Source organism: Streptomyces griseoflavus (genome assembly GCF_014649995.1).
Classification (GTDB): domain Bacteria; phylum Actinomycetota; class Actinomycetes; order Streptomycetales; family Streptomycetaceae; genus Streptomyces; species Streptomyces griseoflavus.
Map to the genome: position 1 here is coordinate 149,176 of NZ_BMUC01000003.1, position 22,628 is coordinate 171,803.

Sequence of the window (22,628 nt, forward strand, 5' to 3'; positions counted from 1 at the left end):
GCATGGCTATCATATGAGCACCCTCTAGCTCGAAAGATGATCCTGTGACTGTCAACGAAGACTCGTTCACCGACTGGAAGCACCGCGAGGAAATCGCGGAGTCCATGATCCCGATCATCGGGAAGCTGCACCGCGAGCGGGACGTGACCGTCCTGCTGCACAGCCGCTCCTTGGTCAACAAGTCGGTGGTCAGCATCCTCAAGACCCACCGCTTCGCCCGGCAGATCGCCGGTGAGGAACTGTCGGTCACCGAGACGCTGCCCTTCCTGCACGCGCTCACCGCGCTCGACCTCGGCCCCTCCCAGATCGACATCGGTCTGCTCGCCGAGGCCTACCGGGCCGACGACCGGGGCCAGTCGGTGGCCGAGTTCACCGCGGAGGCCGTCGCCGGCGCCACCGGCGACAACAAGATCGACCGCCGTGAGCCGCGCGACGTCGTCCTCTACGGCTTCGGCCGCATCGGCCGTCTGCTGGCCCGGCTGCTGATCGAGAAGTCGGGCTCCGGCAACGGGCTGCGGCTGCGCGCGATCGTGGTCCGCCGGGGCGGCGAGCAGGACATCGTCAAGCGGGCCTCGCTGCTGCGCCGGGACTCCGTGCACGGCCAGTTCCAGGGCACGATCACCGTCGACGAGGCGAACAGCACGATCGTCGCCAACGGCAACACCGTGAAGGTGATCTACGCGAACGACCCGTCGGAGATCGACTACACGGCGTACGGCATCAAGAACGCCATCCTGATCGACAACACCGGCAAGTGGCGCGACCGCGAAGGGCTGTCGCTGCACCTGCGTCCCGGTGTCGACAAGGTGGTGCTGACCGCGCCCGGCAAGGGCGACGTGCCCAACATCGTGCACGGCGTCAACCACGACACCCTCAAGCCGGACGAGCAGATCCTGTCCTGCGCGTCCTGCACCACCAACGCGATCGTGCCGCCGCTGAAGGCGATGGCGGACGAGTACGGGGTGCTGCGCGGGCACGTGGAGACGGTCCACTCGTTCACCAACGACCAGAACCTGCTGGACAACTACCACAAGTCGGAGCGCCGCGGCCGTTCCGCGCCGCTGAACATGGTGATCACCGAGACCGGTGCCGCCTCGGCCGTCGCCAAGGCGCTGCCCGACCTCGACGCGACCATCACCGGCAGCTCGATCCGGGTCCCCGTGCCGGACGTGTCGATCGCGATCCTGAACCTCCAGCTGGCCCGCGCCACCGACCGCGAGGAGGTCCTCGACTACCTGCGCAACGTGTCGCTGACCTCCCCGCTGAAGCGCCAGATCGACTTCATCAGCGCGCCCGACGCGGTCTCCAGCGACTTCATCGGCTCGCGGCACGCCTCGATCGTGGACGCCGGAGCGCTCAAGGTCGAGGGCGACAACGCCATCCTGTACCTCTGGTACGACAACGAGTTCGGCTACTCGTGCCAGGTCGTCCGGGTCGTCCAGTACGTCTCGGGCGTGGAGTACCCGACGTACCCGGCACCCCAGGGCTGACCCGGGGAGCGACGCCGCCGCACGGGCGGAACGACGGGGGCGGGGCCGACGAGATGTCCGGCCCCGCCCAGGTCTGCCCGTTTGACCGGCGGTAAGGGCCAGATCGATAACGATCGCCCCGTCCGGCTTGCCCGGGCACCCGCAGTTCCTAGTCTTCGCTCATGTCCCTCTTCAGCAGTCGCACCAGCAGACGCCCCCGCATCGCATTGGCCCTCGACGACGCCGAACTCGCGCGTGTACTGGGAAAGCTGAGCAAGCGGGCCGGTGGCGGCAAGTCGGCCGACGTGGCGCTGGTCGCCTCCCTGCTGGAGGAGACCGGGGACGACTGGGACCGCCGCGGCCACCGGATGTCCGTACTGGCCGAGGCGACCGCGGACACCGGGGTGGCCGCCGCCTGGCTGGGCAGGGAGCCGGACAACGCCGACGCCCTGGTGTTCCACGCCAGGGTCGAACTGGCGCGCGGGCTGCGGGACGGGCACGTGGAGGACGCCGGGGAACTCGTCTCCCGGTGCCACCGGGCCTCCGAACTGAACCCGGAGGACCCCCTGCCGTGGGTGGTCCTGCTCGGCGTGTCACGGGTCGAGCGGTACGGCCGCAACGACGTCAACGCCGTCTGGCGGGAGGCCACCGGACGCGACCGCTGGCACCGTGAGGCGTATCTGCAGATGCTCGCCTACCTGTCGCCCGAGGAGGGCGGCTCCAGCGCGTCCGTCCTCGACTTCGTCGACGTGGTGCGCACCCGCATCCCGGCCAACGCGCCGTGCGCGGCGGTGGAACTCACCGCCGCCGTCCGCCAGTACCAGGGACTGCTGGCGCAGGGCGGCGTGCGGGCCATGACGGCCGGTCAGCTGTGGCAGGGCGGACAGATCGCGGCCGCGCTGGAGCAGGCGGCCGCCCTGTGGGCGAAGCCGGGGTTCTTCCAGCACGCGGCGGCCGCCGCCGATCTGAACGTGCTGGCCTACGCGCTGTGCGCGGCGGGACGCGCCGCCGACGCGCACCCCGTCTTCCAGACGCTCCAGGGCATGGTCACACCCTGGCCCTGGGACGTCGACGGCCCGGCGGTGCAGCGCTACGAGCAGCACCTGTCCAAGTCGGAACGGGGCCGGCAGGGCGGCATCGGGAACGCCTGACCCCGCCGCCCGGCCGGGCGCCGCCGCCGACCGCCCGTGCGCGTACCGCGACGTCCGGGTGCCGCGCCGGGTCAGGGGCGGGACACGAGGGCCCCGATCGCCTCCCGGAGGGTCTTCCCCGGGTCGGTGGAGTGGATCTCGTGGCGCCAGGCGACGAACCCGTCGGGGCGGACCAGGACCGCGCCGTCGGTGGTGACGCCGTGGGCCGCGGCCCAGTCCGTACCGGGGTCGGCGGTCAGGTCGGCGGCGGGGCCCTCGCCGATGCCGTACGCGTCGACCGGTACCGACATCCCGGCCGCGACCTCGGCCGCCGCGGCCTTCCAGGGGCTGTCCTGCGCGCAGAGGAGGACCAGTGAGCGCTCGTACAGGTCCAGCGTGGAGATGCGGTCCCCGGCGCGCTCCAGCCACAGGTGAGGGGCACGGCTGCCGGGCTCACCGGTCAGCATCACGCCGTCGGGGATGACCGGCGTCGCCGGGTCGGTGCCCAGGACCGCGCCGCGCGGATAGCGGTAGCAGAGGGCCACGTTGAGGATGCCGCCCCCCTTCATGCCGGGACCACCGGGGCCACCCGCCCCGGGACCGCCGGGGCCGCCGGGACCACCCGGGCCGGGCGCGCCGAGGGCGGGGGCGCCGGGGGCGGGCGTGTACCCGGGGTGGCTGTGCTCGCTCGAACGGGAGGAGGCACGGGCGCTGGTCGCCTCCGCGACGGGCCGGCGTTCGGCGTCGTAGGTCTCCAGCAGGCCGGGCTCGGCCCAGCCACCGAGCACGGCGGCGAGCTTCCAGGCGAGGTTGTGGGCGTCCTGGATGCCGGTGTTGGAGCCGAACGCCCCGGTGGGCGACATCTCGTGGGCGGAGTCTCCGGCCAGGAACACCCGGCCGTCCGCGTACCGTTCGGCGACCCGCTCGGCGGCGTGCCAGGCGGCCCGGCCGGTGATCTCCACGTCGAGGTCCGGTACGCCGACGGCCCTGCGGATGTGTGCCGCACACCGCTCGTCGGTGAACTCCTCGATGGTCTCGCCGTGTTCGGGGTGCCAGGGGGCGTGGAACACCCAGTGCTCCCGGTTGTCGACCGGCAGCAGGGCTCCGTCGGCCTCCGGGTTGGTCAGGTAGCAGACGATGAACCGCCGGTCCCCGACGACGCCGGCCAGGTCACGCGAGGTGAACGTGAGGCTCACGTTGTGGAACAGGTCGCCGGGGCCGTTCTGCCCGATGCCCAGCGTCTCACGGACGGGGCTGCGCGGTCCGTCCGCGGCGACCAGGTAGTCCGCCCGGATCCTGGTGTGCTCGCCGGTCTCCCGGCTCTTGACCAGCACCGTCACACCCTCGGAGTCCTGGTCGAAGGAGAGCATCTCCGTCCCGAAGCGCAGGTCCCCGCCGAGCTCGCGGGCCCCCTCGAGAAGCACCGGCTCCAGGTCGTTCTGGCTGCACAGGCACCACCCGCTGGGACTGAAGCGGGCGAGCCCGCCGCCGGGGTCGATCTCCTGGAGCAGCCACTCGCCCTCGTCGCCCGCCAGGCTCGGGGTCTGCCAGATGCCGTGGTTGTCCGCCAGGGTCGACGCGGCCCGGCCGATGCGCTGCTCGAGCCCGGCCGCCCGGAACAGTTCCATGGTCCGCACGTTGTTGCCCCGCCCGCGCGGGTGGATCGAGGTGCCCGCGTGACGTTCGACGAGTGTGTGCGGCACGCCCAGGCGCCCCAGGAACAGCGACATCGACAGGCCCACCAGCGAGCCGCCGACGATGAGCACCGGCGTGCGGTGATCCGCTCCGCCGGCCGTATCCGATCGATTCATTGAAACGCCTCCAGCGTCGCCCTCGACGGGCTGTGGAACAGGACGCACCTTTCATGCCCGGTGCGGGCCGGTCCGCGTCCCGGCGGCACCCGGATGACACGCGGTTCACCCACCTGCCCCGTGTCGCTCGCGCGCACCGGAGAGTCGCGGCAACGATCGACGCATGGCGACCCCGGGCCTTCTGACGCGGCGGTCGTTCCTGACCGTCCGACCATGAGGAGAGGTGCGCCGGATGACCATGTCGGCACGCATTGCGCAGTCGGCGTTCGACGGCTCGAGGCTGCGGGTGATCCTGCTCCTCGACCTGTACGAGGGGGCCCAGGAACAGTTCCTCGACGCGTACGAGCACATGCGCAACAAGGTCGCGTCCGTTCCCGGCCACATCAGTGACCAACTGTGCCAGTCGATCGAGAACCCCTCGCAGTGGCTCATCACCAGCGAGTGGGAGAGCGCCCTTCCGTTCCTCGCGTGGGTGAACAGCGAGGAGCACATCGCGATCGTCCGGCCGATGCACAGCTGCGTCCGGGACACCCGGTCGATGCGCTACAGCGTCCTGCGCGAGACCCACCCGGAACAGCCGGCCGCGTCCGGGGACACGCGGACGAGCCTGCAGACTGAGGCCCGCGTGGGCCCGGGACTGACCCGCCACGCCCTCACCTTCACCGTCAAGCCGGGTACCGAGTCCAAGGTCGTGGACATCCTGGCCAACTACGACGCGCCCGAGACGCGCATCAACGGCACCACGCGGCTGCACCGGACCTCCCTCTTCATGCACGGCAACCGCGTCGTGCGGGCCGTGGAGGTGGAGGGCGACCTCCTGGCCACGCTGTGCCATGTGGCCAGTCAGCCCCAGGTGCAGGCCGTGGAGGAGGCCATCAACCCCTACCTGGAGCAGGACCGGGACCTGAGCGACGCCGACTCGGCCCGGATCTTCTTCACCCGCGCGGCGCTCCCCGCCATGCAGCACGTGGCGGCCGGCCGGCCGCGGCCCGACCACCTGCGGCGGCACATGCTGTACTACCCGGCCGTGGCGGGCCGCGGCCTGGAGCTGGCCCGGTTCCTCGCCCACCAGGACGAGGCCGCGGCGAGCGACCCCGACAGCCCGGTGTACGCGAGCACCGTCTTCCAGCGCGACGACGTCGTGACCCGCATGATCGACATCACGGGCGAACTCGACCTCGACCCGCTCTCCTCCCTCGGCATCAAGGGCCCGGGCAAGCCCGCCGAACTGGAGCGTCTCCTGGACGGCGCCGCGATCGGCGTCGAGGGCTCCCTGGACTCGGAGCGCACCCTGCACCGGCTCCTGGCGCACGCCGACATGATGCCCGTCACCGACCGCACCTCTGCGGATTCCTGAAGGTCGACCGCGGTGACGTCCGCGGCCGTGCCCGCCCGGACGTCACCGGCACACCCGGAGGTAACACCCCTATGTCCAAGCAGCATCCACGCATCGTGGACCTGAGCGAGACGGAACCCAACCGACGGCGCGGAGGTGATCTCAGGACCCTGCTCACCCCCGCCACCGTGGGTTCCACCAGCGGCTTCATGGGTCTGGCGATCATCAAGCCCGGCGAGCGCATCGGCGAGCACTACCACCCGTACTCCGAGGAGTTCGTGTACGTGGTGAGCGGCGCGCTCGAAGTGGACCTGGACGGGGAACCGTTCGCGCTCCGCGCCGAGCAGGGCCTGATGATCCCGATCGACATGCGGCACCGTTTCCGCAACGTCGGCGACCAGGAGGCCCGCATGGTGTTCCACCTGGGCCCGCTCGCCCCGCACCCGAGTCTCGGTCACGTCGACACCGAGGAGACCGAAAGCGCCGTCGCCGGGCCGCAGTTGAAGGTCGGCGGGCCCGAGCACGGCCGGTCGGCCGAGCCGAGCGAGGCCATAAAATGACCCGGCGAGTGGCCGTCACCGGCATAGGTGTGGTCGCTCCAGGCGGCATCGGAGCGACGGCGTTCTGGGATCTCCTCGCAGCCGGCCGCACCGCGACCCGCGGCATCTCCCTGTTCGACCCCGCCGGTCTGCGTTCGCGCATCGCCGCCGAGTGCGACTTCGACCCCTTCGAGCACGGTCTGGACGCGGACCTCTGCCAGCACGCGGACCGCTACATCCAGTTCGCCGTGGTCGCCGCCGCCGAGGCGGTACGGGAATCGGGACTGGACACCGGGTCCCTGGACCCGTGGCGCACGGCGGTCTCGCTGGGCAGCGCGGTCGGCGGCACCACCCGGCTGGAGAGCGACTACGTCCGGGTCAGCGAGCACGGACAGCGATGGGACGTCGACCACCGGCAGGCCGAGCCGAAGCTGCACCTGGCGTTCTCGCCGAGCACCCTCGCCTCGGTCGTCGCCGAGCGGTTCGACGCCCGGGGCCCGGTGCAGACCGTCTCCACGGGCTGCACCTCCGGTCTCGACGCGGTCGGCTACGCCTTCCACACCATCAGCGAGGGCCGGGCCGACGTCTGCATCGCGGGAGCCTCGGACTCGCCGATCTCACCGATCACGATGGCCTGCTTCGACGCCATCAAGGCGACGTCGCCGAACAACGACGACCCCGAGCACGCCTCCCGGCCCTTCGACGCCCACCGCGACGGCTTCGTGATGGGCGAGGGCGCGGCGGTGCTCGTGCTGGAGGAGTACGAGCACGCACGCGCCCGCGGCGCGGAGATCCTCTGCGAGATCAGCGGCTACGCCACCTACGGCAACGCCTACCACATGACCGGTCTGACCAGCGAGGGACTGGAGATGGCCCGGGCGATCGACACCACGCTCGACCAGGCCCGTATCGACCCCACGCTGATCGACTACGTCAACGCGCACGGATCCGGCACCCGGCAGAACGACCGGCACGAGACGGCCGCGGTGAAGCTGTCGCTCGGCGAGCACGCCCGGCGGACACCCATGAGCTCCATCAAGTCCATGGTGGGGCACTCGCTGGGCGCGATCGGCGCGATCGAGGTGGTCGCCTGCGTCCTCGCGCTGAAGCACCAGGTCGTGCCGCCGACGGCGAACTACGAAACCCCCGACCCGGAGTGCGACCTGGACTACGTGCCGCGCACCGCCCGCCCGCGGAAGCTGGACCATGTGCTCTCCGTGGGCAGCGGGTTCGGCGGTTTCCAGTCCGCGGTGCTGCTGTCCGGGCCGGGCGGGAGGACACGATGAGCACAAGGCGCCCTGGGCGCGCGGCCGTCACCGGCATCGGTGTGGTCGCGCCCAACGGACTGCGGACCGACGCCTACTGGAAGTCCGTCCGCGAAGGCCTCGGCGTGCTGGACCTGATCAGCCGCGAGGGCTGTGACCACCTGCCGCTGCGCGTGGCGGGCGAGGTGCGGTCCTTCGACCCGGCGGCCCTGATCGAGGACCGGTTCCTGGTGCAGACCGACCGGTTCAGCCACTTCGCCATGGCCGCGGCCGCCATGGCCCTCGACGACGCCGGGCTCGGCGGTGAACCCGCCGAACCGTTCTCGATCGGGGTGGTGACCGCCGCCGGCTCCGGGGGCGGCGAGTTCGGCCAGCGCGAGTTGCAGAAACTGTGGAGCAAGGGGTCGAAGTTCGTCGGCCCCTACCAGTCCATCGCCTGGTTCTACGCCGCGAGCACCGGCCAGATCTCCATCCGGGGCGGCCTCAAGGGGCCGTGCGGGGTGGTGGCCAGCGACGAGGCCGGTGGTCTGGACTGCCTCGCGCACGCCGCCCGGGCGGTGGGACGCGGCACCGACGTCATGGTCGTGGGGGCGGCGGAGGCGCCGCTGGCCCCGTACTCGATGGTCTGCCAGCTCGGCTACCCCGAGCTGAGCACGCTCGACGACCCCGACCGGGCCTACCGTCCCTTCACCGAGAAGGCGTGCGGTTTCGTCCCCGCGGAGGGCGGTGCCCTGCTCGTCGTCGAGGACGAGGACCGGGCCCGCGAGCGCGGGGTGCCCGTACGGGCCACCGTCGCCGGCCATGGCGCCACGTTCACCGGGGCTTCCCGCTGGGCGGAGTCCCGCGAAGGGCTCGCCCGGGCGATCTCCGGGGCCCTGGACGAGGCGGGCTGCGCCCCGGAGGAGATCGACGTCGTGTTCGCCGACGCCATGGGCGTGCCCGAGGCGGACCGCGCGGAGGCACTGGCGATCGCCGACGTCCTCGGCGCGCACGGCAGGCGGGTGCCGGTCACGGCGCCCAAGACCGGCATCGGCCGCGCGCACTGCGCGGCACCCGTGCTGGACACGGTGGCCGCGGTGCTCGCGATGGAGCACGGGCAGGTCCCGCCCACGCCGAACGTCTTCGACATCTGCCACGACCTCGACCTGGTGATGGCGCACGCTCGCCCCGCGGAGCTGCGCACCGCCCTCGTCCTCAGCAGGGGACTGATGGGATCCAACGCGGCGCTGGTCGTGCGCCGCGGTGACGACTGCGCCCGGTAGGTCCGGGCGGGGAAGGAGAAGTCACCCATGATCACCACCGAAGTGACCTTCGACGAGCTGTCCGCCCTGATGAAGCAGGCGGCCGGCATCACCGTCGACCCGCAGGAGCTCAAGGAGGCCGCGGAGTCCCCGTTCGACTCCTTCGGCCTGGACTCGCTCGGTCTGCTCGGCATCGTCGGCGAGCTGGAGAACCGGTACGGCCAGTCCCTGCCGCCCGACTCGGAGCGCTGCAGGACGCCCCGGGAGTTCCTGAACCTCATCAACAGCACCCTCACGGCTGGAGCCTGACAGTGGCCGGACACACCGAGAACAGCATCACCATCGACGCTCCCCTCGACCTGGTGTGGGAGATGACCAACGACCTGGAGAACTGGCCGCGGCTGTTCAGCGAGTACGCGTCCGTGGACGTCATCTCCCGCGAGGGGAACACGACGACGTTCCGGCTGACCATGCACCCGGACGAGAACGGCAAGGTGTGGAGCTGGGTGTCGGAGCGCACCCCGGACCGCGAGAAGCGGACCGTGCGCGCCCGCCGGGTCGAGACGGGACCGTTCGCCCACATGGACATCCTGTGGGAGTACGCGGAACTGCCCGGCGGGGTCGAGATGCGCTGGACTCAGGACTTCGCGATGAAGCCCGACGCCCCGGTCGACGACGCCTGGATGACGGACAACATCAACCGCAACTCCCGTACCCAGATGGCCCTCATCCGGGACCGGATCGAGCAGGTCGCCCGCGACAGCGAGAGCGCGTCCGTCGCGTCCTCGCGCTGAGCGCCGGCCGGGACCGGCCGCGGAAGAACAGGGAAGGACTCCCCCATGCACCACGCCCTCATCGTCGCCCGGATGAAGCCCGGTTCGGCCGCGGACATCGCCGACGTGTTCGCCGACTCCGACCGGGGTGAGCTGCCCCACCTCGTCGGGGTCAGCCGGCGCAGCCTCTTCCAGTTCGGCGACGACGTGTACCTGCACCTCATCGAGGCCGAGAAGGACCCGGCACCCGCCATCGCCAAGCTGGCCTCGCACCCCGAGTTCCGGGGCATCAGCGAGCGGCTGGAGGCGTACGTCAGCCCGTACGACCCCGCCACCTGGCGCGGTCCGAAGGACGCCATGGCGCAGTGCTTCTACCGCTGGGAGCGCGGCGCCGGCTCCTGAGCCGCGCGCCGGGAGAAACCCCGAGGCCGCCGGTTCCGCGTCAGTCGCGGAGCCGGCGGCCTCGGGGTTGCGGCGCCTTCGGATCAGCCGGGTACGGTGCACTCGAAGGCGTGCAGATACGCGTTGACGGGACGGATCTCGCCGATGACCAGGCCCGCGCCGGTCAGCCGGTCGATCATGCTCTGCCGGGTGTGCTTGGCGCCGCCGACGTTGAGGAGCAGCAGCAGGTCCATGGCGGTGGTGAACCGCATCGACGGGGTGTCGTCGACGAGGTTCTCGATGACCACGACCCGGGCTCCGGGCCGGGCCGCCGCGCGGACGTTGGCGAGGACCCGGCGGGTGCTGTCGTCGTCCCACTCCAGCACATTCTTGATGATGTACACGTCCGCCTGGACGGGCACGTCCTCGCGGCAGTCACCGGCGACGACCCCGACCCGGCCGGCGAGCGCGCCGCCCCGGCGCAGCCGCGGGTCGGCGTTCTCGACGACACCCGGCAGGTCGAGCAGCGTGCCGTGCAGGTGGGGGTGCTTCTCCAGGAGGCTGGCCAGCACGTGTCCCTGGCCGCCCCCGATGTCCACGACCGAGGAGGCGTCGTCCAGGTCGAGCAGCAGGGCCACGTCGCGGGCGGACTGCTCGCTGGACGTCGTCATCGCGCGGTTGAACACGTGGGCGGACTCGGGGGCGGACTCGTTGAGGTAGGTGAAGAACTCCCGGTCGTACACGTCCTCGAAGACGTTGCGGCCCGAGCGCACCGCCTCGTCGAGCAGCGGCCAGACGCTCCAGGTCCACGGCTCGGTGCACCACAGGGCGATGTAGCGCAGGCTGTGCGGGTCGTCCTCACGCAGCAGCCGGGACATCTCGGTGTGTTCGAAGGTGCCGTCGGGGTTCTCGGCGAACACGCCCTGGCAGGTCAGGGCGCGCAGCAGCCGCCGCAGGGTGTGCGGCTGGGTCTTCACCGCCGTCGCCAGGTCGTCGACGGTCATGGGACTGTCGTCCAGGGCGTCCGGCACGCCCAGGCGGACGGCCGCGCGGACGGCGGCGGCGCACGCCGCCCCGAATACGAGCTCCCTCAGCCGCATGGGCGGCGGGGGAGCCGGGTCGACGGTGGTCATCCGTTGCCTCGCTTCTGCTGTTGTGCAGTCTCTGGGGGACGGAGCGGGTCAGCACATTCCGGCGGGTTCGGAGAGCGTGCAGGTGTTGCGGCTGAAGGTGTTGGTCTTGGCGGTGTCCCGGTTGGCCAGGTCGGCCGGGCCGTTGCCGGTCAGCAGGTTGTCGCGGATCTCGTTGCGCTCGCTGGGCGTGCCGACGAGGCTCTTGAACAGCACGATGCCGCCGGACAGCGGTGAGGTGCCCTTGTTGTCCTCGACCCGGTTGAAGGCGACCAGGGTCTCCTCGACGCCGGTGAGGACGATGCCCGAGCCCTGGAGGAAGGGCAGGCGCGGCGTCTTGTCGCAGTGCTTGTTGTTGCCGTGGACGTGGTTGTGGGTGACGCTCAGGTGGCCGGCGCGCGGGGCGGTCTCGTCGCCCACGACGAACACGGCGGCGCAGTTGCCGGTGGCCTCGTTGTGGTCGACGCTCATGTTCCGCAGCCGCCGTACGGTGACGCCGACCCGGTTGCCTTCGGTCATGTTGTGCCGCACGACGGTCTTGCCGGCGTCACGGGCGCCTTCCTCGGTGTCGACGGTGTTGGCGACGAACACTCCGGCGTCGCCGTTGTTCCGCGTGAGGTTGTGGCTGATGACGCCGCGTACGGAGCGTTCCTGCGCGATGCCCCACTGGCCGTTCTTCTCCGCGCTCACGAAGCGGACCTTCAGGTTGTCGGTCCCGGTGGCCCACACACCGTTCTTGGCGTAGCCGCGCACCGTCAGGGACCTGATGCCGACGTCCTTGACGGGCTTGTCGTCGGTGCCGGTCACACAGATGCCGTTCCCGGCCTTGGCGCAGGCGCCCTTGGCGTCCGCGGCGGGCATCAGGACGGTGCGGCCGGCGCCGTGGCCGCGCAGGGTGATGTCCGGCGAGGTGATGTCGACGCTCTGCCGGTAGGTGCCGGCCGCGAGCAGGACGGTGTCCCCCGGCTCGGCGGCGTCGACGGCCTTCTGGATCGACTGCCCGGGCTGGACGCGGTGCACGGCCGGCTGCTGGGCCGCGGGGGCGGCACCCAGCCCCGCGGCCACGACGGCGGTGGTGCACGCGAGGTACGTCAAGTGTCGTCTGTTCATGAAGCCGAAGCTATGAGCGGGTGATCGCCCCCGCCACCGGTGATCACCCAGCCGGGCGCGGTGATCACCGGTCCCGCTCGCCCGTTCGGCTGCGGTTGCCTCGCCCGGCTCCGCGCGGGGCTGTGTCGTGGGCACTGACCTCGCCCGCGAGCAGGGCATCGCCGGCCCCCGGGCGTCCAGCCACGCAAGCAGAGGGACGGAGTGCACCCATGCCCCGAATACGCGGATCCCGTGCGGGCCGCCGACGGCGTACCGCGGTCGTCGCGGTCCTGGTGACCGGCTCGGCCATGCTGACCGGACCGGACCCCGCCGCGGCCGGCGGCGCTCCCCCGTCTCCGCCGGCCGTCCCGCGGCTCGACTGGAGCCGGTGCGTGCCGGGCAGCGCGTTCGACTGCGCGACGGCGAAGGCGCCGCTGGACCACGACGATCCCGGCGGCCGCACCATCGAACTGGCCGTCGTCAGGCGGAAGGCGACCGACCCGGAGCGGCGCGTCGGCACCCTGTTCTTCAACCCGGGCGGACCCGGCGGCCCGGGTACGGTGCAGATGCCGCAGAACTACACGTCCTTCCCGCAAGAGGTGCGGGAGCGCTTCGACATCGTGAGCTGGGACCCCCGCGGGGTCGGCAGCAGCACCGCGGTGAACTGCTTCGCGAGCCCCGCGGAATCCGCCGACTGGAACGCGAGCCACCCCGCGGGCTTCCCGGTGGGCGAGAAGGAACGCGCGGCGTTCACCGCCTCGTACGAGGAACTGGGCCGGCGCTGCGAGCGGCGTGACCCCGAGCTGCTGCGCCATGTGTCGACCGCCGACACGGCACGCGACCTCGACCTGCTCCTCGCGGCGGTCGGCGAGGACCGGCTCACCTACCTGGGGATCTCCTACGGCACGATGCTGGGCGCCACCTACGCGAACCTGTTCCCCGACAAGGTCCGCGCCATGATCCTGGACGGCAACTGGGATCCGCGGGCCTGGACGAACGACGCCTCGGACGAGGACCCGCGGCTGACGAGCTTCCAGCGCCTGGGGTCGGACCGCGGCGCGGCGGAGACCCTGGAGGAGTTCCTCACCCTGTGCGGGGCGGCCACCACCGACCGCTGTGCCTTCTCGGCCGGCAGCCCGCAGGCGACCAGGGCCAAGTTCGAGGAGCTGATGGTGCGGCTGCGGAAGCAGCCCGTGCACGGGTGGACCTACGCCGGCACGGTCGCCGCCGCGGTGAACGGCTTCTACGTCGTCCATCCCGGGTGGACACGCCTCGCCGCCACCCTGCAGGACCTGTGGCAGGGGCGGGCCCCGGCGCCCGCGCCGCTCCCGCCCCCGCCGGCGGTCCCCGAACCCGACCCGTACCTGGGCGAGGAGCGGGCCACCGCGGTGTTCTGCGGTGACAGTCCCCATCCGCGGGACCCGGCCGCCCATCACCCCCTGGAGGAGCTGAGCGCCGCCCGCGCGGGCGACGTCGGACGCTTCTGGGTCTGGTCCTCCGGGGGCTGCGCCACCTGGCCCGCGGTCGCCGACCACCGTTACCGCGGGCCGTGGGACAGGCCGACGGCCCGTCCCGTCCTGGTGGTCGGAACCACCTACGACCCCTCCACGCCCTTCTCGGGTGCGCGGGCCATGGCGGCCGAACTGGCCGACGCCCGCCTGCTCACCCTCCGCGGGCACGGGCACACCGCGCTGCTCAACCCCAGCAGTTGCGTGCGGGCCCACGAGAGCCGCTACCTCGTCGACGGCACCCTCCCGCCGCCCGGCGCGACGTGCGAGCAGGACACGCCCCCCTTCGGCGCGCCGAGGCCCAGCGGCGGTGTCTCCACGGGCGGCGGCGGAACGGCCGGCGCCCTCTCCTGAACCGGCGCCGGCCATCGCGTGACCGGGCGCGGTGGCCGGCGCGTCAGCCGCGTGCCGTCCCGCGCGCCGCCGGCCGGGAGAGCGCCTCGTGGAGGGACTCCTCGCGCCAGCGGCGCAGGAGTTCGTGGAAGGCGACGGCGCCGTGCGGGTACGCGGTCGGGCCTCCCGGCCGTCCGGCCCCTTCGCGGTTGTAGTAGCCGGGGGTGCACTCGGCGTGGAACCACTCGTGGTCGGGGGCGCCTTCGGCGATGGCGGCGAGCCAGGCGTCCTCCGCCTCGCGGGAGGGTTCGACGAGGGCGCCCTCGGCCTCCGCGGCGGCGACGAGGGCGGCGGCGTGCACGGCCTGTTCGTCCAGGACGTGGGTGAAGTTGACGCTGCTGGCGTTCTGCAGGGATCCCATGTGGATCAGGTTCGGGAAGCCGTTGCAGGTGAAGCCGTGCAGGGTGCGGACGCCGTGCCGCGCCCAGGCGTGGAGCAACGGGACGCCGTCCCGGCCGTGGACGGGGAGCCGGCCGGAGCTGACGCCGGAGATGCCGACGGAAAATCCGGTGGCGAGGATCAGACAGTCGAGTGCGTACTCGGTGCCGGCCACCACGACACCTCTCCGGGTGACGCGTTCGATGCCGTGGGTGTCGGCGGTGTCGACCAGGGTGACGTCGGTCCGGTTGAAGGCCTGGTAGTAGGTGTCGGAGAAGGTGGGGCGCTTGCAGGCGTACCGGTACCAGGGGGTGAGCGTCTCGGCCGTCCGCGGGTCGGTGACCGTCCGCCCGACGCGGGCCCGCACCTCGTTCATCTTGGCGGCGTCGGCGGCCTCGTAGGCGGCTTCGAAGGCCTCCCGGTCGGCGGGGCGGCGGAAGCTCGGCAGCAGTTTCTCCAGCAGGCCCGCCGACGACGTCCAGCCGTCGGCCACCAGGTCCTCCTCGTACTCCTCTCCGGAGACGATGCGCAGGAAGTTGTCGCGGCGCGCGCGGGCCCAGCCCTCGCGGTCCGCGCCGACGTCCGCGGCCGTGGTGCGGCGGTTGGCGCGCACGTCCACCGTGGAGGGGGTGCGCTGGAAGACGTAGAGGTGTCCGGCGTCCTCGGCCAGCATCGGGATGACCTGCACACCGGTGGCACCGGTGCCGACGACGCCGACGCGCTTGTCCGCGAGCCCGGTCAGGCCGCCCTGCGGGGTCCCTCCGGTGTAGGCGTAGTCCCACCGGGAGGTGTGGAAGGTGTGCCCCTCGAAGTCTTCGATGCCGGGTATCGCGGGCAGTTTCGGCTCGGTCATGGTTCCGGTGGCGGTGATGACGTACCGCGCCAGGAAGCTGTCGCCGCGGTCGGTCTCCACACGCCAGCCGCGGGAACTCTCCTCCCAGGTCAGCTCGGTGACGGTGGTGGAGAACAGGGCGTCCGCGTAGAGGTCGTGCCGTCGCGCGATCCGCATCGCGTGCTGCCGGATCTCCTCGCCCGGGGCGTACTTCCACTCGGGTACGTAGCCGGTCTCGTCGAGCATCGGCAGGTACACGTGGGACTCGATGTCGCAGTGCACGCCCGGGTACCGGTTCCAGTACCAGGTGCCCCCGAAGTCGCCGCCCTTGTCGATGACGCGGATGCGTTCCACGCCCCGCGCGCGCAGCCGGGCCCCGGCGAGGACGCCGCCGAAGCCGCCGCCGACGACGGCGACGTCGACGCCGTCGCGCACCGGTTCACGGACGGCGGGTCCGCCGGCGTACGGGTCGGCGGCGTAGAAGCCGAAGTCGGCGTCGGCGCCGACGTACTGGCGCGGCCCGTCGGGCCGGACGCGCCGCTCGCGTTCCCGGGCGTAGCGCCGGCGCAGCGCGGCGAGTTCATCGGGGGACGGAGCCGGGGCGGGCACCTGGGGGGAGGGCGTCATGTGGGGGGACCTCGCTTCTGTCCGTCTGCTCGTCCGGCTCCGGTTCGCCACCGGAGAGCATGAACTGCCGTGAAACCAAACCGTCTTGAGGAACCGTAGCAACAACCGGACAGGGTTGTCCGGTTAGAGTGCGGGACGACGACGATCTCCGGACAGGAAGAGTGACCCCCATGCGACGATTCCGGAACCGGTCCCTGGCCGCGCTCACCGCCCTCGGCGCGCTGGCCCTGAGCGGCTGCGGCGCCGAGGCGCACACTCCCGGCGACCGGGCCGCTCCCGGCCCCTCGGGCAGGACCGTCACCGCGCACCAGCTGATGCGGCTGACCACGGTGCACGAGGAGACCGGCATGACCCTGCTGGAGGGGCCGGTCTTCGGCGCGGACGGCCGGCTGATCGTGGTGGACGTCACCGCTCCGCCCGGGAAGCCGAAGGTGATGAGCGTCGACGTCCGCGGGAAGAAGGCCCGGACACTGTTCACCGACGACCGGGGCGCCTACACGTCGGCCCAGTTCAGCCCGTACGACGGACGGCTCTACCTGTCCGACTTCGCGAACGGCGAGATCGTCTCCCTCGCTCCCGGCGGCGGCGACCGGCGCACCTTCTTCACCGGCGAGGTCGGCGGCGCGCGGATGCAGCCGGACGACATCGCCTTCGACCGGGACGGCAACCTGTACGTCAGCGACTCCCTCGGCCTGACCACGGGCGAGGCGCGCGGCCGCGTGGTGCGCGTCGACCGCGACGGCGGGGCAGCCACCGTGCTCGCCGACGGACTCGCCGCGACGAACGGCATCTCCTTCGACGTCGGCTACCGCGGCCTGTGGATCAGCGAGCTGACGGAGAACCGGATCTCCTACCTCCCCGTCGACGGGCGTCCCGGGGCCGCCGGCCGGCACACCGCCGTCCGTGTCGACGGGGGCGTCGCCCAGACCGACTCGATCGCCGTGGACGCGGACGGCAACCTGTACCAGGGTCTGCACGGACGGCCCGCGATGGCCGTGTACGACCGGTACGGCGAACGCCTCGCGACGGTGGAGGTGCCCGCCCGCGCCGGAGGGCTGGAGTCGGCGACCAACGTGGCGATCACGCCCGGCGGGACCAAGGCGTACATGACCGTCAGCGGACCGGCGGGCGGGTACCTGTACGCGTTCGAGGCGTTCGCGGAGGGCATCCGGCAGTCCAACGGCGGCTGACGCCGCGGGCCCTCAGCCTTCGAAGGGCCGCACCGGTCCGACCGTGACGCCGAGGAGCCGCCAGGCCGCCAGGGCCCGCCGGGCGCGCTCCTCGCGGGTCGGGCCGGTGACGGCCCCGGAGACCATCGCGACGGCGAGCATGAGGTCGTCGGGCCGTTCGGGCGCGCCCAGGCGGTGGCCGTCGCGCAGGCACCCGCGCAGGGCGCGCTCCACCCGCTCGGACAGGTCCCGGGCGAAGGCCGCGACGGACGGCCCGCCGTTCGCCCCGTCGGCGTGCAGCAGGCCGATGAACGCGGCCGACTGCGTCAGGTGCCAGGTCAGCACCCCCAGCACGGTGTCGAGTCGGGCTCCCCGCGCGGCGGCCGCCTGCTCGATCTGGCGCACGTTCTCCTCCAGGACGGCGGCGGCGATGGCGTGCCGGTCGGGGAAGTGACGGTAGAGCACGCCCTGGCCGACCCCGGCCCGGCGGGCTATCCGGGACAGCGGAGCGTCCAGTCCGTCCGCCGTGAAGATCTCGCGGGCGGCGTCGACCAGGGCCGCCCGGTTGCCGGCCGCGGCCTTCGGCCCCCGGTTGGCGGGCCTCCGCCCGACCGGCGTGAGGTGCTGGGTCATCCGGCCAGGGTATCGGGGGCGGCCCAGCGGACCGCGGCCCTATCCCAGCCCTTCCGCGGCGACGGCGAGGGCCCGGCTCAGGGTCGCCTCCAGCCCGGCCCCGGCGGCGGAGGGTTCGTCGTGCCAGGCGTGGTGTTCCACGGCGGCGCGCAGGGCCGCGTTGAACATCGCCGCACGGATCGTCACGCGCAGGTCGTCGGGCGGCAGTCCGGCGCGCTCGGCCAGGGCGCGGGCGAACGCCGGCTCGGCCTCGTCGTAGGTCTGCAACCACACGGCGCGCAGCGCGGGTTCGGTGCGGGTGAGCCGCACCAGGGCGCCGACGGTGGCCCGGTCGGGTCCCCCGGCGACGGCCGGGGCCGCCGCCAGCCAGCGGGCCGCGGCCCGCTCCAGGGGCTCCCCTGACGGCCATTCCCGCAGGAAGGCGGTGACCGTGTCGATGCCCTCCGAGAACAGCGGCGTCACGCAGCTCTCCTTGCTCGGGAAGTAGCGCCACACCGTGCGCGCCGAGAGGCCGACGGCCTCCCCGATCTGCTCGCCGGTCGTCCGCGCGACGCCCCGGGTGACGAAGAGGTCCACCGCGGCCCGGGCGATCTCCCGCCGGATCTCGGTCCGGCGCGCCTCGGTCTGGGGCGGCCGCCCCGTCCGGCCACGGCGTGCGCTCATCGGTCCCTCCGGTCCGTCGGTTCGTGTGATGGAGCTCTCCGGAATCTTCCACGACGACTTTGTGTCACTCAGCGACAGTAAGTCGTACGGTGGGGGCGACGCCCGGAACGGCCGGGCCTGTCCGATGAACAGGAGACCGTCATGGCCGACGCATTCGAGGGACGCGCCGTCGTCGTCACGGGGGCGGGCTCGGGGATAGGCCGCGCCGCCGCGCTGGCCTTCGCCGCCGAGGGCGCCCGGGTCCTGGTCGCGGACCTGAACGCGCAGGGCGCCGCGGCGGCGGTCGAGGAGATCGAGAAGGCCGGCGGCACCGCGGTCGCGGTCACCGGCGATCTCGGCGAGCAGCCGGTGGTGGACGAGGTGACACGGACCGCCGTCGAGCGCTTCGGCGGTGTGGACGTCCTGGTGAACAACGCCGGGATCATGGACGCGATGACGGCGGCGGCCGACGTGACCGACGCCGAGTGGGACCGTGTCCTGCGCGTCAATCTGACCGCGCCGTTCCTGCTCACCCGCGCCGTGCTGCCGCACATGCTGGCGGCCGGCCGGGGCGTCATCGTCAACACCGCCTCCGAGGCGGGTCTGCGGGGCAGCGCGGCGGGCGCCGCCTACACCGCCTCCAAGCACGGCGTGGTGGGACTGACCAGGAACCTCGCGGTGATGTACCGGGGGCGGGGCATCCGGGCCAACGCCATCGCCCCGGGCGGCACCGCCACCGGCATCGGTGTCGCCGCCGACCCGGCGGGGCACGGCCCGGCGGCGCTCGGCCCCCACTTCGTCAACATGGGCCGGCTGGCCCGGCCCGAGGAACAGGCCGCGGCCATCCTGTTCCTCGCGTCCGACGCCGCGAGCGGCATCAACGGTGTGGTGCTGCCGGTGGACGACGGCTGGGCGGCGGTCTGACGCCGCGCCGGTCCACCCGGCCGGCGCCCCCTCCCCGGTTCCCCGACCGCACGGCGGCCGTCGCCTACGCGCGCCACTCCCCGCCGGGTGACGCGCGGTCACCGGGCGCCCGCGGCCGCGGGCCGCCCCGACCCGATGGGAGGGCACTCGGGCCGGCGTCGCCGCCACAGCTCCGCCGGAGCCGCCTGTCCCCCTTCGGACACCCGTCGCCCGCCCTGCCGCGCGTGGACCCACCGACGGTCATGGTGCCGAGGTCCACCCTCCAGAGGCAGCGACGTGCCTAGAAGAAGCCCAGCTTCCTCGGCGCGTACGACACCAGGAGGTTCTTCGTCTGCTGGTAGTGGTCGAGCATCATCCTGTGGTTCTCGCGGCCGATACCGGACTGCTTGTAGCCGCCGAACGCGGCGTGCGCCGGGTACGCGTGGTAGCAGTTGGTCCACACCCGGCCGGCCTTGATCCCGCGGCCCAGGCGGTAGGCGGTGTTGCCGTCCCGGGTCCACACGCCGGCTCCCAGGCCGTACGGGGTGTCGTTGGCGATGCTCAGGGCCTCGTCGACCGAGTCGAAGGTGGTGACCGAGACGACCGGGCCGAAGATCTCCTCCTGGAAGATCCGCATGTCGTTGGTGCCGCGGAAGATCGTCGGCTCGACGTAGTAGCCGCCCTCCAGACCGGGCACGGCCCGCGGGGTGCCGCCGGTGAGGACCTCGGCGCCCTCCTGCCGGCCGATGTCGATGTAGGAGAGGACCTTCTCGTACTGGTCGTTGCTCGCCTGGGCGCCGATCATCGTCTCCGGGTCGAGGGGATCACCGCTGACGACGGCCTTGGTGCGCTCGACGCAGCGTGCCATGAACTCGTCGTAGACGGCGGCGTGGATGAGCGCCCGGGACGGGCAGGTGCACACCTCGCCCTGGTTCAGCGCGAACATCACGAAGCCCTCGACGGCCTTGTCCAGGAAGTCGTCGTCGGCGGCCGTGACGTCGGGCAGGAAGATGTTCGGGCTCTTGCCGCCCAGTTCCAGCGTGACCGGGACGATGTTCTCGCCGGCGTACCGCATGATCAGGCGTCCGGTGGCGGTCTCGCCGGTGAAGGCGACCTTGGCGACGCGAGGGCTGGACGCGAGCGGCTTGCCCGCCTCCACGCCGAAGCCGTTGACGACGTTGAGGACGCCCGGCGGGAGCAGGTCGGCGATCGGCTCGATCACGTACAGGATGCTGACCGGGGTCTGTTCGGCCGGTTTGAGGACCACGCAGTTGCCGGCGGCCAGCGCGGGTGCCAGCTTCCAGGCGGCCATCAGGACGGGGAAGTTCCACGGGATGATCTGGCCGACCACGCCCAGTGGTTCGTGGAAGTGGTAGGCGACGGTGTCGGCGTCGATCTCGGCGATACCGCCCTCCTGGGCGCGGACCACTCCGGCGAAGTAGCGGAAGTGGTCGATCGCCAGCGGGATGTCGGCGGCGAGTGTCTCGCGTACGGGTTTGCCGTTCTCCCAGGTCTCCGCGACGGCGATCTTCTCGAGGTTCTCCTCCAGCCGGTCGGCGATCCGGTTGAGGAGGCACGACCGCTCGGCGACGGAGGTGGCGCCCCACCGGGGCGCCGCGGCGTGGGCGGCGTCCAGGGCGAGTTCCACGTCGGCGGCGGAGGAGCGGGCGACCTCGCAGAACGTCCTGCCGGTCACCGGTGTCGGGTTGTCGAAGTACCGGCCCTCCACGGGGGCGGCCCAGTCACCTCCGATGAAGTTGTCGTACCTGGGGGCGAAGTCGACGATGCTGCCGTCCGTTCCCGGTTGCGCGTACACTATGGCGGCTCTCCTCGGTCGATGGCGGTGCGGTGGCCCGACGGCCCGCCGTCCGCTCGTTCGGCGGTCCGGCCGCTGCGTCGTGACGAACCGCACTGTGCGGCCCGGAGGTTGGCGCGAGGTTGGCGCGGTCAGTACCGCAGGGCCGTGGTGAGACGGCCCGCCGCCAGGGCGCGGCGCGTGTCGCCCGGGTCGAGCAGCCGCAGCGCGTGCTCGTGCACCTCCGCGTCGTACGGGGCCCGTTCGCCGTAGCGCAGCGCGTGTTCCGGGCGGCGACTCGCCAACACGGCCTCGCGCACCGCCACTTCCAGGTGGGTGCGCCATTCCTCGATGCCGGGGGCCTGCGACCCGGGCAGCAGCGGACCGCCGTAGAGGCCGAGAGCGGTCTCCGCGTCCCCCCGCTCCAGCGCGCGCAGCACCTCGCGCGCGTCGCAGGACACGGGTGCGGTCAGCGCGTAGCGGCGGGTGGCGACACCGCCGTCGAGGGCGCGGCGGAGATGGGAGATCTCCGCCTTGAACGTCGAGGCGGTGACGGTCCGTTCGCCGTACAGGGCTTCGCGCAGCCGGCCGGGCGTGAAGCCCTCCCGTTCCAGCGCGAGCAGGGTGAGGATCTCCAGTTGCCGGGGCCGCAGCGGCAGGGGGGCGCCGCCGCGGGAGGCCCGCCCGGTGCCGAGGCAGGTGAGCCGTACCGGGGTCGTGTCCTCCCGGCGGGGCGGCTCGGCACGGAGCCGGGACTCGATGGCTGCCGCCAGGGAACGCACGGTGGACATGGCCAGGGGGTTCGCGCGGTCCCAGGTGGTGGACATGTCCAGCACGCCGAGGACGCGTCCGTCCGGGCCGTGCACGGGAGCGCAGTAACACACCCAGCCGTGCAGGGCGGTGACCAGGTGCTCGGCCGAGAAGACGGAGCTGGGACGGCCGGTGCGCAGGGCGAGGGACAGGGCGTTGGTCCCCATGGCGCCCTCGTCCCAGCGGCCGCCGGGCGCGAAGTTGACCCGTTCGGCCCGCCGGCGCATGGTGGGCCCGCCGCAGGTCCACAGGATGGTGCCGGTCCGGTCGGTGACCGCGGTGACGAACCCCGCGTCCTCGGCGATGGCACGGAGCTCTTCGGCGAGGCCGTCGACCGGCCGGCGCAACGGCGAGCCGAGCCAGCGGCGGTGCGCCGCTCCCCCGTCGGTGACGGGGGCGCTGTCCAGCGCCGGGTCGACGCTGCCGAGCGAGCGCAGCCAGGACTCCGTCACGTCCGGCCGGGGTGCCCCGGCGCCGGACGGCCTGGCTCCGGCGTCCCTCATCTGCGGCACCCAGCGCGACCACGCGCTCTCCAGCCTGGCCTTCCGCTGCCGCAGCTCGCTCCGCTGTGCCATGTGCCCTTCCTGCCGCCGAAGGGGAACAACCGGACACCGCCCGCGAGAGACGCACCGGCGCGCCCGGCGCGCCCCTCGGGCCGATGTCTGTGTTATCCGCCTCCCCGGCGGCAAAAGCAAGGGCGCGACGGGCCCGCCGGCACCCGGACGCACGGGCGTGAGGCGGCGGGCGGGCCGGGTACCCGTGCCGGCCCGGGAG

General features: G+C 72.6%; 20 protein-coding genes. 12 read left to right on the forward strand and 8 right to left on the reverse strand.

The features are described from left to right. The first annotated feature begins 44 nt into the window (after positions 1-44). Together IE172_RS09345 and IE172_RS09350 are read left to right on the forward strand one after the other, a co-directional pair. Positions 45-1,490 carry a glyceraldehyde-3-phosphate dehydrogenase gene (locus IE172_RS09345; RefSeq protein WP_190096654.1) on the forward strand — a complete coding sequence of 482 codons (1,446 nt, stop codon included), beginning with the start codon at positions 45-47 and terminating at the stop codon, positions 1,488-1,490. Positions 1,491-1,651: 161 nt separating this feature from the next. Continuing rightward, entirely contained in the window at positions 1,652-2,620 is a 969-nt protein-coding gene (locus tag IE172_RS09350; RefSeq protein ID WP_190096655.1) for a hypothetical protein, read from the forward strand. Positions 2,621-2,691: 71 nt separating this feature from the next. On the opposite strand, the gene IE172_RS09355 is transcribed toward IE172_RS09350, so the two are convergent. Further along, positions 2,692-4,410: an FAD-dependent oxidoreductase gene (locus IE172_RS09355; RefSeq protein WP_190096656.1), complete on the reverse strand. Its 1,719-nt coding sequence runs from the start codon at positions 4,408-4,410 to the stop codon at positions 2,692-2,694. A gap of 232 nt (positions 4,411-4,642) precedes the next feature. Between IE172_RS09355 and IE172_RS09360 the strand changes: the two genes are divergently transcribed. From IE172_RS09360 to IE172_RS09390, 7 genes are all read left to right on the forward strand, one after another. Further along, positions 4,643-5,767 carry a SchA/CurD-like domain-containing protein gene (locus tag IE172_RS09360; protein WP_190096657.1) on the forward strand — a complete coding sequence of 375 codons (1,125 nt, stop codon included), beginning with the start codon at positions 4,643-4,645 and terminating at the stop codon, positions 5,765-5,767. 71 nt (positions 5,768-5,838) lie between these two features. Then, complete coding sequence (locus IE172_RS09365) at positions 5,839-6,306, forward strand: cupin domain-containing protein (RefSeq protein ID WP_190096658.1); 468 nt, start codon at positions 5,839-5,841, stop codon at positions 6,304-6,306. Continuing rightward, positions 6,303-7,571, forward strand: a complete 1,269-nt coding sequence (locus tag IE172_RS09370; protein WP_190096659.1) for a beta-ketoacyl-[acyl-carrier-protein] synthase family protein — start codon at positions 6,303-6,305, stop codon at positions 7,569-7,571. Before IE172_RS09365 ends, IE172_RS09370 begins: the two co-directional genes overlap by 4 nt. Then, entirely contained in the window at positions 7,568-8,812 is a 1,245-nt protein-coding gene (locus IE172_RS09375; protein ID WP_190096660.1) for a ketosynthase chain-length factor, read from the forward strand. Before IE172_RS09370 ends, IE172_RS09375 begins: the two co-directional genes overlap by 4 nt. A gap of 27 nt (positions 8,813-8,839) precedes the next feature. After that, entirely contained in the window at positions 8,840-9,100 is a 261-nt protein-coding gene (locus tag IE172_RS09380; RefSeq protein WP_190096661.1) for an acyl carrier protein, read from the forward strand. A 2-nt stretch (positions 9,101-9,102) separates the two neighbouring features. Continuing rightward, a complete protein-coding gene (locus tag IE172_RS09385) occupies positions 9,103-9,585 on the forward strand; it encodes an SRPBCC family protein (protein ID WP_190096662.1) in 483 nt (160 codons plus the stop codon). A gap of 45 nt (positions 9,586-9,630) precedes the next feature. Next, entirely contained in the window at positions 9,631-9,966 is a 336-nt protein-coding gene (locus IE172_RS09390) for a TcmI family type II polyketide cyclase (protein ID WP_190096663.1), read from the forward strand. An 83-nt stretch (positions 9,967-10,049) separates the two neighbouring features. Here the strand turns inward: IE172_RS09390 and IE172_RS09395 are convergent, their stop codons facing one another. Together IE172_RS09395 and IE172_RS09400 are read right to left on the reverse strand one after the other, a co-directional pair. Then, positions 10,050-11,078, reverse strand: coding sequence for a methyltransferase (locus IE172_RS09395; protein WP_190096664.1), 1,029 nt, complete (start codon positions 11,076-11,078; stop codon positions 10,050-10,052). 48 nt (positions 11,079-11,126) lie between these two features. Beyond that, positions 11,127-12,185, reverse strand: coding sequence for a right-handed parallel beta-helix repeat-containing protein (locus tag IE172_RS09400; RefSeq protein WP_190096665.1), 1,059 nt, complete (start codon positions 12,183-12,185; stop codon positions 11,127-11,129). Positions 12,186-12,394: 209 nt separating this feature from the next. On the opposite strand from IE172_RS09400, the gene IE172_RS09405 reads away from it, so the two are divergent. Continuing rightward, entirely contained in the window at positions 12,395-14,026 is a 1,632-nt protein-coding gene (locus IE172_RS09405; RefSeq protein WP_190096666.1) for an alpha/beta hydrolase, read from the forward strand. A gap of 43 nt (positions 14,027-14,069) precedes the next feature. On the opposite strand, the gene IE172_RS09410 is transcribed toward IE172_RS09405, so the two are convergent. Then, positions 14,070-15,902, reverse strand: coding sequence for a flavin-containing monooxygenase (locus IE172_RS09410; protein ID WP_190096667.1), 1,833 nt, complete (start codon positions 15,900-15,902; stop codon positions 14,070-14,072). 170 nt (positions 15,903-16,072) lie between these two features. On the opposite strand from IE172_RS09410, the gene IE172_RS09415 reads away from it, so the two are divergent. Then, positions 16,073-17,092, forward strand: a complete 1,020-nt coding sequence (locus IE172_RS09415) for an SMP-30/gluconolactonase/LRE family protein (RefSeq protein ID WP_190096668.1) — start codon at positions 16,073-16,075, stop codon at positions 17,090-17,092. 12 nt (positions 17,093-17,104) lie between these two features. Here IE172_RS09415 and IE172_RS09420 read toward each other — a convergent pair whose 3' ends face one another. Both IE172_RS09420 and IE172_RS09425 read right to left on the reverse strand, forming a co-directional pair. After that, positions 17,105-17,704, reverse strand: a complete 600-nt coding sequence (locus IE172_RS09420) for a TetR/AcrR family transcriptional regulator (protein WP_190096669.1) — start codon at positions 17,702-17,704, stop codon at positions 17,105-17,107. A gap of 39 nt (positions 17,705-17,743) precedes the next feature. After that, positions 17,744-18,367 (reverse strand): TetR/AcrR family transcriptional regulator, encoded by a 624-nt coding sequence (locus IE172_RS09425; protein ID WP_190096670.1) that lies wholly within the window; start codon positions 18,365-18,367, stop codon positions 17,744-17,746. A 141-nt stretch (positions 18,368-18,508) separates the two neighbouring features. Between IE172_RS09425 and IE172_RS09430 the strand changes: the two genes are divergently transcribed. Next, the gene (locus IE172_RS09430; RefSeq protein WP_190096671.1) at positions 18,509-19,270 is read left to right on the forward strand and encodes an SDR family NAD(P)-dependent oxidoreductase; all 762 of its coding nucleotides are present in this window, start codon (positions 18,509-18,511) and stop codon (positions 19,268-19,270) included. 280 nt (positions 19,271-19,550) lie between these two features. Here the strand turns inward: IE172_RS09430 and adh are convergent, their stop codons facing one another. Together adh and IE172_RS09440 are read right to left on the reverse strand one after the other, a co-directional pair. Continuing rightward, entirely contained in the window at positions 19,551-21,068 is a 1,518-nt protein-coding gene (adh, locus tag IE172_RS09435) for an aldehyde dehydrogenase (protein ID WP_190096950.1), read from the reverse strand. 128 nt (positions 21,069-21,196) lie between these two features. After that, entirely contained in the window at positions 21,197-22,429 is a 1,233-nt protein-coding gene (locus tag IE172_RS09440) for a transcriptional regulator (RefSeq protein WP_190096672.1), read from the reverse strand. Positions 22,430-22,628: the final 199 nt, after the last annotated feature.

What these genes read in the sequence shown, in the direction of transcription:
- IE172_RS09350 (WP_190096655.1), top strand. Translation starts at nt 1,652, where the DNA reads ATGTCCCTCTTCAGCAGTCGCACCAGCAGACGCCCCCGCATCGCATTG.
- IE172_RS09355 (WP_190096656.1), bottom strand. Translation starts at nt 4,410, where the DNA reads ATGAATCGATCGGATACGGCCGGCGGAGCGGATCACCGCACGCCGGTG.
- IE172_RS09360 (WP_190096657.1), top strand. Translation starts at nt 4,643, where the DNA reads ATGACCATGTCGGCACGCATTGCGCAGTCGGCGTTCGACGGCTCGAGG.
- IE172_RS09365 (WP_190096658.1), top strand. Translation starts at nt 5,839, where the DNA reads ATGTCCAAGCAGCATCCACGCATCGTGGACCTGAGCGAGACGGAACCC.
- IE172_RS09370 (WP_190096659.1), top strand. Translation starts at nt 6,303, where the DNA reads ATGACCCGGCGAGTGGCCGTCACCGGCATAGGTGTGGTCGCTCCAGGC.
- IE172_RS09375 (WP_190096660.1), top strand. Translation starts at nt 7,568, where the DNA reads ATGAGCACAAGGCGCCCTGGGCGCGCGGCCGTCACCGGCATCGGTGTG.
- IE172_RS09380 (WP_190096661.1), top strand. Translation starts at nt 8,840, where the DNA reads ATGATCACCACCGAAGTGACCTTCGACGAGCTGTCCGCCCTGATGAAG.
- IE172_RS09390 (WP_190096663.1), top strand. Translation starts at nt 9,631, where the DNA reads ATGCACCACGCCCTCATCGTCGCCCGGATGAAGCCCGGTTCGGCCGCG.
- IE172_RS09395 (WP_190096664.1), bottom strand. Translation starts at nt 11,078, where the DNA reads ATGACCACCGTCGACCCGGCTCCCCCGCCGCCCATGCGGCTGAGGGAG.
- IE172_RS09400 (WP_190096665.1), bottom strand. Translation starts at nt 12,185, where the DNA reads ATGAACAGACGACACTTGACGTACCTCGCGTGCACCACCGCCGTCGTG.
- IE172_RS09405 (WP_190096666.1), top strand. Translation starts at nt 12,395, where the DNA reads ATGCCCCGAATACGCGGATCCCGTGCGGGCCGCCGACGGCGTACCGCG.
- IE172_RS09410 (WP_190096667.1), bottom strand. Translation starts at nt 15,902, where the DNA reads ATGACGCCCTCCCCCCAGGTGCCCGCCCCGGCTCCGTCCCCCGATGAA.
- IE172_RS09415 (WP_190096668.1), top strand. Translation starts at nt 16,073, where the DNA reads ATGCGACGATTCCGGAACCGGTCCCTGGCCGCGCTCACCGCCCTCGGC.
- IE172_RS09420 (WP_190096669.1), bottom strand. Translation starts at nt 17,704, where the DNA reads ATGACCCAGCACCTCACGCCGGTCGGGCGGAGGCCCGCCAACCGGGGG.
- IE172_RS09425 (WP_190096670.1), bottom strand. Translation starts at nt 18,367, where the DNA reads ATGAGCGCACGCCGTGGCCGGACGGGGCGGCCGCCCCAGACCGAGGCG.
- IE172_RS09430 (WP_190096671.1), top strand. Translation starts at nt 18,509, where the DNA reads ATGGCCGACGCATTCGAGGGACGCGCCGTCGTCGTCACGGGGGCGGGC.
- IE172_RS09440 (WP_190096672.1), bottom strand. Translation starts at nt 22,429, where the DNA reads ATGGCACAGCGGAGCGAGCTGCGGCAGCGGAAGGCCAGGCTGGAGAGC.